Annotated in this window: 12 protein-coding genes; 7 read left to right on the plus strand and 5 right to left on the minus strand. The window is 71.2% G+C overall.

What is annotated here, in order from left to right:
• From BEK98_RS45220 to BEK98_RS45230, 3 genes are all read right to left on the minus strand, one after another.
• The coding region (locus BEK98_RS45220; protein ID WP_244202271.1) for an alpha/beta fold hydrolase at window positions 1–303 on the minus strand (303 nt) is incomplete at its 3' end.
• A 94-nt stretch (window positions 304–397) separates the two neighbouring features.
• A complete protein-coding gene (locus BEK98_RS45225; protein ID WP_208643418.1) occupies window positions 398–1,063 on the minus strand; it encodes a TetR/AcrR family transcriptional regulator in 666 nt (221 codons plus the stop codon).
• Window positions 1,060–2,355, minus strand: a complete 1,296-nt coding sequence (locus tag BEK98_RS45230) for a PucR family transcriptional regulator (protein ID WP_094222661.1) — start codon at window positions 2,353–2,355, stop codon at window positions 1,060–1,062. The genes BEK98_RS45225 and BEK98_RS45230 overlap by 4 nt, the downstream gene beginning before the upstream one ends.
• A gap of 188 nt (window positions 2,356–2,543) precedes the next feature.
• Here BEK98_RS45230 and BEK98_RS45235 point away from each other — a divergent pair, with 188 nt between their 5' ends.
• The 5 genes from BEK98_RS45235 to BEK98_RS45255 are packed head-to-tail and all read left to right on the plus strand — an operon-like array spanning window position 2,544 to window position 7,456.
• Window positions 2,544–3,302, plus strand: a complete 759-nt coding sequence (locus BEK98_RS45235; protein WP_167444437.1) for an ABC transporter ATP-binding protein — start codon at window positions 2,544–2,546, stop codon at window positions 3,300–3,302.
• Entirely contained in the window at window positions 3,299–4,105 is an 807-nt protein-coding gene (locus BEK98_RS45240; protein WP_094222663.1) for an ABC transporter ATP-binding protein, read from the plus strand. The genes BEK98_RS45235 and BEK98_RS45240 overlap by 4 nt, the downstream gene beginning before the upstream one ends.
• 5 nt (window positions 4,106–4,110) lie before the next feature.
• A complete protein-coding gene (locus BEK98_RS45245) occupies window positions 4,111–4,992 on the plus strand; it encodes a branched-chain amino acid ABC transporter permease (RefSeq protein ID WP_094222669.1) in 882 nt (293 codons plus the stop codon).
• On the plus strand, window positions 4,989–6,173 hold the full coding sequence (locus tag BEK98_RS45250) for a branched-chain amino acid ABC transporter permease (RefSeq protein WP_094222664.1): 1,185 nt from the start codon (window positions 4,989–4,991) through the stop codon (window positions 6,171–6,173). Before BEK98_RS45245 ends, BEK98_RS45250 begins: the two co-directional genes overlap by 4 nt.
• A 5-nt stretch (window positions 6,174–6,178) precedes the next feature.
• A complete protein-coding gene (locus tag BEK98_RS45255; protein ID WP_094222665.1) occupies window positions 6,179–7,456 on the plus strand; it encodes an ABC transporter substrate-binding protein in 1,278 nt (425 codons plus the stop codon).
• A 75-nt stretch (window positions 7,457–7,531) separates the two neighbouring features.
• On the opposite strand, the gene BEK98_RS45260 is transcribed toward BEK98_RS45255, so the two are convergent.
• Window positions 7,532–8,341 carry an SDR family NAD(P)-dependent oxidoreductase gene (locus BEK98_RS45260; RefSeq protein WP_094222670.1) on the minus strand — a complete coding sequence of 270 codons (810 nt, stop codon included), beginning with the start codon at window positions 8,339–8,341 and terminating at the stop codon, window positions 7,532–7,534.
• Window positions 8,334–8,984, minus strand: a complete 651-nt coding sequence (locus BEK98_RS45265; RefSeq protein ID WP_094222666.1) for a carboxymuconolactone decarboxylase family protein — start codon at window positions 8,982–8,984, stop codon at window positions 8,334–8,336. Before BEK98_RS45265 ends, BEK98_RS45260 begins: the two co-directional genes overlap by 8 nt.
• Before the next feature lie 223 nt (window positions 8,985–9,207).
• Between BEK98_RS45265 and BEK98_RS45270 the strand changes: the two genes are divergently transcribed.
• Both BEK98_RS45270 and BEK98_RS45275 read left to right on the plus strand, forming a co-directional pair.
• Complete coding sequence (locus BEK98_RS45270; RefSeq protein ID WP_094222667.1) at window positions 9,208–10,380, plus strand: PucR family transcriptional regulator; 1,173 nt, start codon at window positions 9,208–9,210, stop codon at window positions 10,378–10,380.
• A 217-nt stretch (window positions 10,381–10,597) separates the two neighbouring features.
• Window positions 10,598–12,056 (plus strand): PAS domain S-box protein (locus BEK98_RS45275; protein ID WP_244202272.1); only part of this gene is annotated, 1,459 nt, incomplete at its 3' end.

A 12,056-nucleotide genomic window follows, 5' to 3' on the forward strand; every position in this document is an offset into this window, starting at 1 on the left:
CCAGTCGTGGCCGACCAGGTCGAACTCCGGCCAGCCCAGTTCCTCGGTGATCGCGACCACGTCGTCGACGAGGAGGCCGATGCGATAGTCCTCGGGGCGCTGGGGGCGGGCGCCGGCGGAGTACCCACGCTGGTCGGGCGCCACCACCCGGTAGCCGCGCGCGGCCAACGCCGCGACCTGCCGTTGCCACACCAACCCCGTCTGCGGGAAGCCGTGCAGCAGCAGCACCGGGCGGCCCTCGGGCGGACCCGACACCATCGCGTCGAACACGCCCGCACCGGTGGAGATGCTCAGCTCACTCACGATCCACCTCTCCATACCAACTGGTCGGTAGCCTTCAGGTGAAAGAACGGACTGTCAAGACCGCGAGCATGCGTTGACGCCGCCGCCGGGCGTCTCAGCCGGGCGGTGCCGACAGATGGAACAGGATGCCGCACACCTCGTCCACGATCTCCCGGGCCTCCGTCTCGTCCCCGCAGTCGCCCAGCTCGCGCGCCGCCCCTCCGATGACGGTGGTCAGCACGCTCACCCGGACCCGGCCGGCGCGTCGCCGCTCGTCCACCTCCAGCAGCCGGGCGTTGCGCCGTACCCATGCGCGGTCCCACTGGCGGCGCAGCGCGTCGAAGCCCGCGGGGCCGTCGTCCTCCACGAGGAGTCTGCCGAGCCTCCGGTTGTCCCAGGCGCCCTCCAGGTACGCCCTGGCCCCCGCCACGAAGAGGGCGATGGGGTCGTCCACACCACGATTCCGCTCGGCGGCCAGCGTGGCCGCGGTCCGGCGCTCCTGCTCCTCCCGGAACTCCTCCCACAGGGCGAGGTAGAGCCCTCGCTTTCCGCCGTAGTGCTGGAAGAGGCTGCCCACCGGGATGGCGGAGCGCGCCGCGATCTCGGTGAGTCCGGCGTCGGTGTAGCCGCGCTCGGTGAACACCTCCAGCGCGGCGTCCAGCAGCGCACGCCGGACCGTTCGGCTCTGCCCGGCGTGCCCCTCCGACAGACCCGTGCCCCCCTGCCCGCCCGGCAGCTGAAGCGCCGTCTCGGTCCCGGCAGACTCCACTGTGCCGCTCACTGGCAATCCCCACCTTCCCCGGCACCGTCGCGGATGGCGAGGGCGACCAGTAGTTCCAGGAGGTCGGCGATCCGGCGCGGGTTGCGGCCGGTGCGTTCCTCGATCCGGCGCAACCGGTAGTGCGCCGTGTTGTGGTGCACCCGCAGCCGGTCGGCGGCCAGCCGCAGATTGAGGTCCGCCTCCGCGAAGGCCCGTATGGTGGCGGCCAGCGTGTCGCCACGTCTGTGGTCCTCCTCCAGCAGCACACGCACGCGGGGATCGACCAGCTGGCGGGCGAGGTCGTCGGCGCGCAGTGCCAGGTAGTCGAACGGTGACAGCCGCGGCAGCGCCGCCACCCCGCCCTCGCTCGGCACCAGATCGAGAGCGGCACGCGCCTCCTGGTAGGCGCGCGGCAGTTCGCACGCGCCCTGCGCGACCGTGCTGATCCCCATGGAAAGCATGGTTCCGTCTCGCGCGAGCCGCTGCTGCACGGCCTCGAAGTGGGCGCATATGTCTGCTGCGTTCATGCCGGCCCGGACCACGGGCACGGCCACCACCTCGCCGTGGCGCACGACGACCAGGGTCCGGCCGGCCCAGGGCCCGGCGACGCTGATCGACGCGCTGGTGGCATACCCGTTCTCGGCCGAGGTGAGGTCCCCGGTGCGCGTGTCGCCGACACACACCGCCACGACCGCCATCATCGGCGAGCGCGGTCCGATGCCGTACGCCTGCGCCGCGGCGAACAGCGGGCCGCGGGTCGGCACCACGCCGACCAGGAGCTGGTCCAGGAGATCCCGGCGCTCCCGGTCCGCGTCCGCCACCACGTGCTGCTGGTACTCGACGTATGCCTGCGCCGCATGGGTGCTGGCGTAGTCGACGTACCGCATCAGCGGGGTGACGAGGGACAGCGCGGCCTGCTGGGCCTCGGCGGAGGTGCCCGCGCAGTCCAGCAGCGCGTCCCACATCACCTGTCGGCCGACCCGGAAGGCACTGATCCAGTCCTCCAGTGCGAACCCCGCGCGTGCTCGGCGCATGGCTGCCGCGCGGCTGAAGACCAGGTCCTCGGGAGCGATGTCGCGGTCGCCGGCCAGCGCCGCCAGCTGCATCCGGTAGTGCTCGAGCACCTGCTCCCGTACCTCGTCGAAGAACCGTTCGTCCTGCAGTGCGTACGACGGGATCTCCGCGCGCATCACTTCGACGGCGGTCTCCGCCACCTCCTCGACCCGGTCGTGGACGGCGTGCAGGATCCGCCACCGCTCGCGGCGGAGCGGTTCGGAGAATTGGGGAGTGCCCAGGGCAGGACCGCGAGGCATGGCGCCGATCGTCGCCGTCCGCCTAGTGCTCCGTCAACAGGCTCGGCGTGAGACATCTCCCGGCACCTGTGCGCGGCGCACAGTTCAGCGACGGAGAAGTTGGGTGCTCACACCCAATGTGTGCCTGGAACACCCGCACCTACTGTGACGCTCGCCCACCCCCCAGCACGTCGGAAGGGGCGTCACTCATGCTCGCGGTCGACGGTATCACCGTGCGCTTCGGCGGGATCACGGCACTGGACGGTGTCGCGTTCACCGTCGAGCCGGGCACCGCCGTAGGGCTCATCGGGCCGAACGGAGCCGGCAAGACCACCTTGTTCAACTGCCTCACCAGGCGCTGCACTCCCAACGGGGGAGACGTGCGGTTCGAGGACGAGGACCTGCTGGCCCTCCCTCCGCACGCCGTGGCCGGGCGCGGCATCGCCCGCACCTTCCAGAACCTGGGCCTGTTCCCGCGGCTCACGGTCCGGGAGAACGTCATGGTCGGCGCCCACAGCCGGGGGCGCACCGGACACCTCGCCGCGGCGCTCCGGCTGCCCCGCGTCCGGCGGGAGGAGACGGAGCTACATGACCAGGCGGATGACTTGCTGCAACGGCTCGGCCTGGCGGACGTCGCCGACCACCCCGCCTCCGGGCTGCCGTTCGGCACACTCAAACGCGTCGAACTCGCGCGGGCGCTCGCCGTACGGCCCCGGCTGCTGTTGCTCGACGAACCCGTCAACGGGCTCAGCCACGGCGAGGTCGGCCAATTCGCGGATCTGGTCAGGTCGGTGCGCCAGGAGTTCGACCTCACGCTCGTGGTGGTCGAACACCACATGGGGTTCGTGATGGGCCTGTGCGACAAGGTGGTCTGCCTCGACTTCGGCCGCAAGATCGCCGAGGGCTCGCCGGAGGAGATCCAGCGCGACCCGGCGGTCATCGAGGCGTACCTGGGGGTGGCCGCATGAGCGAGCCCACCACCGACCGCACCGAGGCCGAGGCGAGTGCGGAGCCGGACTTCCTGAAGGTCTCCGGCCTGCACGCCGGATACGGCCAGGCCCGCGTGCTCCAGGGACTCGACTTCTCCGTCGCCCGCGGTGAGGTGTGCGCGATCCTCGGACCCAACGGCGCGGGCAAGACCACCACGCTGCGGGCGCTGAGCGGCATGGTCCGCGGCCGCGGCTCGGTCACCTTGAACGGCACGGAACTGCTGGGCCGCTCGCCCGAACAGGCCGCCAGGCTCGGCGTGGCGCACGTGCCCGAGGGCCGGGGCACCTTCAACGACCTGACCGTCGAGGAGAACCTGCGCATCGGCGCCCACCTGCGCACCGGCCCCCGGTGGCGGGGTCGCCCCGAGCGTGCGGCCGTGGCCGCCGACCTGGAACGGATCTACGACTACTTCCCCAAACTGCGCCAGCGGTCGCGGCAGGCCGCCGGCAGCCTCAGCGGCGGGGAGCAGCAGATGCTCGCCATCGGCAGGGCGCTGATGCTGCGGCCCTCGCTGCTGCTCCTGGACGAGCCGTCCCTGGGTCTCGCGCCGCTGGTCACACGCGAGCTGTTCGAGATCGTCCGTGCCGTCAACGAGGAGGAACGCACCACCGTGGTCGTCGTCGAGCAGAACGCCCAGCTGGCGCTGGACATCGCGCACAGGGCGCACGTACTGGAGGCCGGCCGCCTGGTGCTGTCCGGACCAGCTCAACAGATCCGCGAGGACGGGCAGGTCGCCGAGGTGTACCTCGGCGTCTCCGTCCGCTCCCGGAAGGCCGGGTGAGCGCCGTGACCGATCTTCTCCAGCAAGTGGTGGAAGGACTGGGCTCCGGGGCGGTGTACGCCAGCCTGGCGCTGGCCCTGGTGCTGATCCACCGGTTCACGGGGATCGTCAACTTCGCGCAGGGCGAGCTGGCCATGCTCTCGACGTACGTCGCCTGGCAGCTGGTGGCGTCCGGGATGCCGTTCTGGCTGGCGCTGCCGGTCACCCTCGCGGTGTCCTTCGCCGGCGGCATGCTGGTCGAGCGGATCGTCATCCGCCCCGTGCAGGGCGCGCCCGAGCTGACGGTGGTCATCGTCACGGTCGGCCTGTTCATCTTCGTCAACGCGCTGGCCGGCCTGATCTGGTCGTTCACCGTGAAGGACTTCCCGCAGCCGTTCCCCGACGGCGGGCTCGACCTGGCCGGGGTGCGCGTGGACTGGTCGACGCTCGGGATCATCGGTGTGGTGGCCGTCGTGATGGGCGTGCTGTATCTGCTGTTCCAGCACACCTCCATCGGCCTGGTGATGCGGGCGGTCGCCTGCAACCCGGCCTCCGCCCGGCTGTCGGGTATCTGGGTGGGACGGGTGCTGATGCTCGGCTGGGGGCTGGCCGCGACGGTGGGCGCGGTGTCGGGTGTGCTCGTCGCCCCGGTGCTGTTCCTGGAGCCCAACATGATGGGCGGGGTGCTGATCTACGCATTCGCCGCGGCCACCCTCGGTGGCTTCGACAGTCCGGTCGGTGCGGTCGTCGGCGGCCTGTTCGTGGGCGTCGCCGAGACCCTGACCGGGGCGTACGTGGGCGTGATCGGTGCCGATCTGAAGGTGGGCGTCCCCCTGGTGATCATTCTGGCGGTGCTGCTGGTGCGGCCCCAGGGCCTGTTCGGACGGGCGGCGGTGGAGCGCGCATGAACACCATCACAGCGGCGCTCGGCACCGACCGGGCCCGGCGGCCGCGGGCCGCGCTCACCGTCCTGCTCGCGGCGGCAGCCGCCGTCGGCGCACCGTTCTACTTCGCCCCCTTCCAGGTCTTCCAGCTGACCATGGTGCTCCTCTACGCCGTGGCGCTGGCCGGGCTGAACCTGCTGGTCGGCTTCGGCGGGCAGATCTCGCTCGGGCACGGCGCGTTCTTCGCGGCGGGGGCCTACACGGCGGCGGTCATGCTCGACCGGTACGACACCGGCCACCTGGCCACGCTGCCGGCCGCGGCCGCCGGATGCTTCCTGCTGGGCCTCGGGTTCGGAGTGCCCGCCCTGCGGCTGCGCGGCCTGTACCTGGCCCTGGTCACCCTCTCGTTCGCGGTGTTCCTGCCACCCTTGCTCAAGCGGCTCGAACCGGTGACGGGCGGTTCCATGGGCCTGACCGTGGACAAGCTGCAGCCGCCCGCGTGGAGCGGACTGGCCGAGGACCAGTGGACGTACTTCGTCGTCCTCGCCGTCACCGTGGTGGCCCTGCTGCTCGCCCGCAACCTGCTGCGGTCCCGGGTCGGCCGGGCACTGCTCGCCGTGCGTGACAACGAGAGCGCCGCCGAGGTCATGGGAGTGCGGTTGTCGCTGCACAAGACCCTCGCCTTCGCGTGGAGCGCGATGTTCGCGGGTGTCGCCGGGTGTCTGTACACCTGGGTGATCGGCTTCGTCTCGCCCGATTCCTTCAGCTTCGTTCTGTCCATCACCCTGCTGGCCGGCCTGGTCGTCGGGGGGCTCGCCTCGCTGTACGGACCCCTGCTGGGCGCGGCGTTCGTGATGTACGTGCCGAGCGTGTCCCAGGACGTGAGCGAGGCGGCACCGGGAGTGGTGTTCGGGCTGCTGATCATCACCGTGATGTTCGTGGCCCCTACAGGACTGGCCGGTCTGCCGGGCCGCGTCCTGGGCGCTGTCTCCCGTCGCCTGCCCCGCACCACCGCCGCCCTCGACCGGACGCCCGAAGCGGACTCCGTGCCCGAGACGGACTCCGTGCCCGAAGCGGACTCCGTGCCCGAGGCGGAACCGAAGTCCCCGGCGGGATCCCGACCCGCCACGACCCTCACCCCTGCGGATCCCGCAGTTGTCGACGCCGAACCCGTGGGCGCACCGCCCCGCACGGAAAAGGAATGAACCACATGCGCAAGACGACCGCTCTGCGGGCGGCTGCGGCCGCAACCGCCGCCCTGCTCACCGCCACCGCCTGCAGCAGCCAGCGAGGGCAGGACGACCAGTCCACCACCGCCGGTGGCGCGTGCAAGGGCCAGCAGACCACCGGCATCACCGACAAGACCATCAAGCTGGGCGGGATCTACCCGCTGTCAGGACCTGCGTCTGCGTACGGCACGATCAGCAAGGGCGTAGCCGCCTACTTCAAGTACGTCAACGGCAAGGGCGGTATAGACGGCCGCAAGGTGCAGTTCATCGTCCGCGACGACGGCTACCAGCCGCCCAAGGCGGTCGAGGAGGCCCGCAGACTCGTCGAGCAGGAGAAGGTCTTCGCCGTGTTCCAGACCCTGGGCACCCCGTCCACGGCAGCTGTCTGGGACTACCTCAACAAGCAGAAGGTGCCACAGCCGTTCGTCGCCACCGGCGCCTCCGCCTGGGGCACGGACGACAAGCATCCCTGGACCATCGGGTGGCAGCCCAACTACGTCGCCGAGGCCCGGGTGTACGCCAAGTACCTCAAGGACAAGAAGCCGAAGGCCAAGGTGGCGGTTCTCTACCAGAACGACGACTTCGGCAAGGACCTGCTCGGCGGGTTCAAGAAGGCCGTCGCCGGCAGCGGCATCAAGGTGGTCGCCGAGGAGAGCTACGAGGTCACCGACCCGTCCGTGTCGGCGCAGATGGCGAGCCTGTCCCGTTCCAAGGCGGATGTGCTGCTGGACGTCACCACCCCCAAGTTCGGCAGCCAGGCCCTCGCCGCCGACGCCAGGAACACCAAGTGGAACCCGCTGCACATCGTGAACAACGTGGCCTCGTCAGCCGCGGTGCTCCAGCCCGTCGGGTTCAAGAACGTGCAGGGCGTGGTTTCGGCGACGTACTTCAAGGACCCCGCCGACCCGCAGTGGGCGCACGACCCCGAGATGAAGACCTACATGAACGCCCTGCACAAGTACGCCCCGGACGCCGACCCGGCCAACCAGTTCAACGCCTATGGCTGGGCCGTCGCCTCGAGCCTGCACAAGGCCCTGGACGCGATGAAGTGCCCGACCAGGGAAGGGCTGCGGGACGCGGTGCGCAACCTGAAGGACGTGAAGGTGGGACTGCTGCTGCCCGATGTCACCCTGTCCACGGGCCACGGGGACGCCTTCCCGCTCGAGACGATGCAGCTGATGCGGTTCAAGGGTGAGCGGTGGCAGCTGTTCGGCAAGCCGGTGGACACCCGCAAGGAGTTCGGCCCGCTGACGAAGTGAGCCGGCGGGGGCGGTCCCGGTCGATGCCCTGTCCCCTGGGGACCGCCCTCGCCCCGTCAGCAGCCGCCCGAGTACTCAGACGGCGCTCAACCCTCCGTCCACCACCAGGTTCTGCCCGGTGATGTAGGAGGCGCGGTCGGAGAGCAGGAAGGTCACGGCTTCGGCCACCTCCCAGGCCGTGCCCTGGCGCCCGAGCGGTATGCGGGTGAACGAGGTGGAACGCGACCCCCGCCCGGCCGAGGCCTCGCGGCCCATCGGGGTGTCGATCAGACCCGGAACGACCAGGTTGGCGCGGATCCCGCGCGGTGCACCCTCCTTGGCGACATGGCGGGTGAGACCGAACAGGCCCGCCTTGGAGCTGTCGTAGGCAGGCGAGTCGGTGGCCGCGCGCAGCCCGGCCAGGGAACCGACGAAGACGATCGAGCCACCGTCGGCGATCACGGGCAGTCCGTACTTGGCGGCGAGGAAGGGGGCGCTCAGGTTGAGCGAGAGCACACGGTCCCACTCCTGCGGTGAGGTGTCCGCCAGGCCCGCGCCGAGGCCGATGCCGACGTTGACCACGAGTGCGTCCAGCGTGCCGAGTGCGCGGAGGGCTTCGGCGACCATGGACGAGGACTGGCCGGGATCCGTGGCGTCACCGACCACGGGCAGGCCGGGGGCGCCCTCCTCACCGACCAGGGCGGCGGTGGCCGCTGCGGCGGAGGGGGAGACGTCGGCGCAGGCCACGGCGGCTCCCTCGCGGGCGACTAGCACGGCCACCGCCCGCCCGTTGCCCACCGGGGCCTTCGGATCGTCGCTGGGGCGGGTGCCCGCGCCGATGACCAGTACGTTCCGGCCGGCCAGGAGGCCGACCGGCTGGGGCGCGGGGTGCTGGCGCTCAGGCATCGCGGTGTGCCCCATCCGCCGCGTCCGCGTCCACTGCGGTGGGCTCGGGCAGAGTTACCGTTTCGAAGCCGGGCTCGAGCCGGGTGCCGGCGGAGTTCAGGAAGAACGCGACCATGTGGTACTGGCCGACGAGCATGGTGATTTCGATCAGCTGTGCCTCGTCGTGGTCGGCGGCGAGCGCGGACCAGGTGGCCGCCGACAGGCGTGCGTCCCGGTGCAGTTCGTCGGCGGCACGCAGCAGACGGGCGTCGGCCGGCGTCCACCCCTCGGCGTCCGGGCCCGCGCCGACCCGTCGGATCTCCTCGTCGGTGACCCCGGCGGCCCTGGCCAGCGGAGCATGCCGCCCCCATTCGTAACCGGCCCGGGTGTTGCACGCGGTGCGCAGGATCAGCAGTTCCCGGGTCCGGTCCGGCAGACGGCCGTCGCGCAGCAGATGGCTGCCGAACGGCAGGAAGTGCCGGAAGAGGTCGGGGTGCCGTACCAGCGTGGTGAAGACGTTGGCGAGGTGGCCGTCGGCGTCCCGGGGAATCGGGGCGAGCAGTTCCCGGGTGGCCGGGTCCCAGTCGTCCTCGGGCAGTGGCGCGAGGCGCGGGCCGGTGTCGGCGGCGGCGTGGTCGGGTCGGTGATGGTGCTCGTTGGTCATGGCAATCTCCGCACTGTTCGTCAGGGTGGGTCGGTAGCGCGAGGGCGGGTCTGAGCACGGTCGATCGGCGCCTTGCCGTGTGGGTGCCGATGCGCTCCTTCCGCCGCCGTGCCACTGTGCTTTCGGGGGCGGCGGGTTGTCGACGGCTCCCCGGCCAAGGTCGGAGGGCGGCATATTGTTCAGTTGCACAACGGCCGGTGCCACGGGGGCGGAGGTGAGGTCCATGCCCGGACAGTCGGGCGCGGCGGCGTCCCTCGAACGGGTCATCGCCGCGATGGCCGCGCAGCAGAGGCACGTGGGCGGGCGGTTGCACGCGGATCTGGCGGACCACATCCCGTCCTACCGCGCGGTCCCGCGGGAACTCCTGGACCAGATCTGGCATCGGCATTTCCAGCGGGCTCTGGCGGTGGTGCGCGAGGGGACGGTGCCCGCGCCGGAGGACTTCTACGAAGCCGATGTGGCCCGCGACCGGGCCGCCCGGGGCGTGCCGCTCGGCGACGGGCTCCGCGCCTTCCGCCGGGCGCTGAGCGCGATACGGGATCTGTTCATCACCGAGGCGACCGAACGCGGGCTGGACCCCGGCCTCATCGTCGACCGCACCAAGTGCCTGTGGGAGCTCGCGGACGTCGCGAGCCTGCAGATCGCCGCCGTCCACCGGCAGGCGGAGGTCGCCTCCGCCCTCTTCGACGCCCGCCGCCGCGCCGACTTCCTGCGTGGACTGCTCTACGGGACGCTGAGCGCGGCGGAGATCCACAGCGGTGCGGCGATCTACGGACTGGACCCGTCACGGCCGTACCGGGCCATCAGAGCCGTCGCGAACGGCAACGCCGGTCCGGACGCGCTGGAACGCTCCCTGGAGTCCCTCGGCCGCAGGAACGGCCGCGGCCCGTTGCTCACCGTGCTGGACGAAGCTGTCGTCGGAGTCGTCGGGGCCAAGCCGGAGACCGGTGACCTGGAGATGACGGCGGGGCTCGGCCCGTCGACGGACCTGGCCGCGGCGCACCGCTCCTTCCGTGCCGCCGGCAGGCTGCTGGAAACCGCCCGTGCGTACGGTCTGCGCGGCGTGTACGACCTGGGCGACCTGTCCTGGCGGGTGGCGGTCGTCGCCGAACCGGAACTCGCCGAGTTGCTGCTCGACCGCTATCTGCGCCCACTGGAGGCGGAGGGGGAGTTCGGTGCGCTGATCGAACAGTCGGTGCGGGAATACCTGGAGAGGGGACGGCACGTCCGCGAAGTCGCCCGCAGCGCACACGTCCATGTCAATACCGTCCGCTATCGGCTGCGCCGCTTCGAGGAGCTGACCGGCACCAGCCTGGATGCTCCGGACACCGCGGTGGAGCTCAGTTGGGCCCTGGCGGCACGCGAGCTGGGGACACCTCCACGAGGCCCGGCATGAGCGGGGCGCCGCGCCCGCCGTTCTCCCTCATGTCCGCCACGCCGTGCCACGCGGCAGGGGAGACCGGGGCCCCCGACCTAGGCTTACATGGCATCAGCAGGTCAGCGTGCATGCGGGAACGCCGAGCCACCGCCCCGGACGCCGTCAGGCCGGTCACCGGCCGCGGTCAGGACCCGCGGCAGAACATCGGTGACCGAGTACAAGGTGGTGGTGACCGGTGGAGCAGCGGATGAAGGAGTTCAACGAAAGCCACGACGATCCGTTCGCCCTGCACCTCGCCGCCCTGGCGGTGCTCGACGACCGGGGAGTCGTGGTCGGATGGAACCGCCGGGCCCAGGAACTGCTCGGCCATCCGGACACGGCCGTGATAGGTCGTCCGGCCATCGAGGTCCTGGTCGACCCTCGCGATCTGCCGGCTGTCACGGAGGCCGCGGCGAGCTGCAGGAGAGTCGGCGGCTGGTTCGGCGTGCTCACCTTGCGGCACCGGGACGGGCGGCTCGTGGAGACGGGGGTGAGGGCCCATGCGCTCTCACGGGATGACGGGGTCCGTGAGTGGATTCTTGCCGGGGCACTCGCGGTTGACGTCCTGGAGTGGCAAAGAGACCGGGCGGTTCTCGACGGGTTGTACCGCCGGTGCCCGATCGGCCTGGTCGTCCACGGCCCCGATCTGACCCTTCTTCGGGTCAACCGGGCCATCGAACGCTTCACCGGCGTCCCCGCAGCAGTCTTTCCGGGGCTGCCCACCGGCAGTTTCCTCATCCCCGATGACGCACGCAAGGCCGTGGACCGGGTGCGCCGGGTGCTGGAGACCGGTAGACCGTTGGTCTACTCCGAGCAGTTCGTCCGCATGGAGCGGGATCCGGCTCGAGAGCGGGTCGCGATGGTCTCGTCCTTCCGGATGGAGGACCCCTCCGGCCGCATCCTGGGGGTGGCCGAGATGATCGAGGACATCACCGAACGCCATCGGGCCCAGCGTCGACTCGCGCTCCTCGACCAGGCCAGCAGCCGTATCGGAACCACCCTCGACGTGGCAGAGACCGCCCGGGAACTCGCCGAGGTGATGGTGCCTCACCTCGCCGACCATGCGTCGGTGGACCTGCTTCAGCCGGTGACGCGCGGTGAGGAACCGACGCGGGCCCTGGCAGGGCCTGTGGTCCGGGTAGGGGCCTGCGGCGTCGGCGCCCAGCAACCCGGCCCACCCCACCCCCAGGGCGAGCCGGTGGAGTTCGGGTCAGACACACCCCAGGCCAGATGCCTGGCCGAAGGGCGGCCCGTCCTGGAAGCGGTTCTCCCACCCGACTGGTTCTCGACGGAAGGCCGCCAGGGGTCCCACGCTCCGGACCTGGGCGCCCACTCGCTGATCGTGGTACCTCTTGCCGCGCGTGGCCTGGTGCTGGGCGTGATGACCCTGTGGCGTTCGCGCCGACCCGACCCCTTCGAGGCGGACGATCTCACCCTGGCCCAGGAACTCGCCTCGCGCGCCGCCGTCGCCATCGACAACGCCCGGCGCTTCTCTCAGCAGCAGCAGACCGCGTTCACCCTGCAAAGCAGCCTGCTGCCCCGGGCGGTTCCGGACCAGACGGCCGTCGAGGTGGCCCTGCGGTACCTGCCGGCCAGCGCGGCCCCGGGCCCCGGACAGGGGAATGACGTCGAACCAGTCACCGCCCAGGCCCGGG

The sequence above is a fragment of the Streptomyces diastatochromogenes genome (genome assembly GCF_002242805.1).
GTDB lineage: Bacteria > Actinomycetota > Actinomycetes > Streptomycetales > Streptomycetaceae > Streptomyces > Streptomyces diastatochromogenes.

Excerpts from the sequence above, each read along its gene's own strand:
- BEK98_RS45250 (WP_094222664.1), top strand. The coding sequence starts at position 4,989 with ATGAACACCATCACAGCGGCGCTCGGCACCGACCGGGCCCGGCGGCCG.
- BEK98_RS45255 (WP_094222665.1), top strand. The coding sequence starts at position 6,179 with ATGCGCAAGACGACCGCTCTGCGGGCGGCTGCGGCCGCAACCGCCGCC.
- BEK98_RS45260 (WP_094222670.1), bottom strand. The coding sequence starts at position 8,341 with ATGCCTGAGCGCCAGCACCCCGCGCCCCAGCCGGTCGGCCTCCTGGCC.
- BEK98_RS45265 (WP_094222666.1), bottom strand. The coding sequence starts at position 8,984 with ATGACCAACGAGCACCATCACCGACCCGACCACGCCGCCGCCGACACC.
- BEK98_RS45240 (WP_094222663.1), top strand. The coding sequence starts at position 3,299 with ATGAGCGAGCCCACCACCGACCGCACCGAGGCCGAGGCGAGTGCGGAG.
- BEK98_RS45230 (WP_094222661.1), bottom strand. The coding sequence starts at position 2,355 with ATGCCTCGCGGTCCTGCCCTGGGCACTCCCCAATTCTCCGAACCGCTC.
- BEK98_RS45235 (WP_167444437.1), top strand. The coding sequence starts at position 2,544 with ATGCTCGCGGTCGACGGTATCACCGTGCGCTTCGGCGGGATCACGGCA.
- BEK98_RS45270 (WP_094222667.1), top strand. The coding sequence starts at position 9,208 with ATGCCCGGACAGTCGGGCGCGGCGGCGTCCCTCGAACGGGTCATCGCC.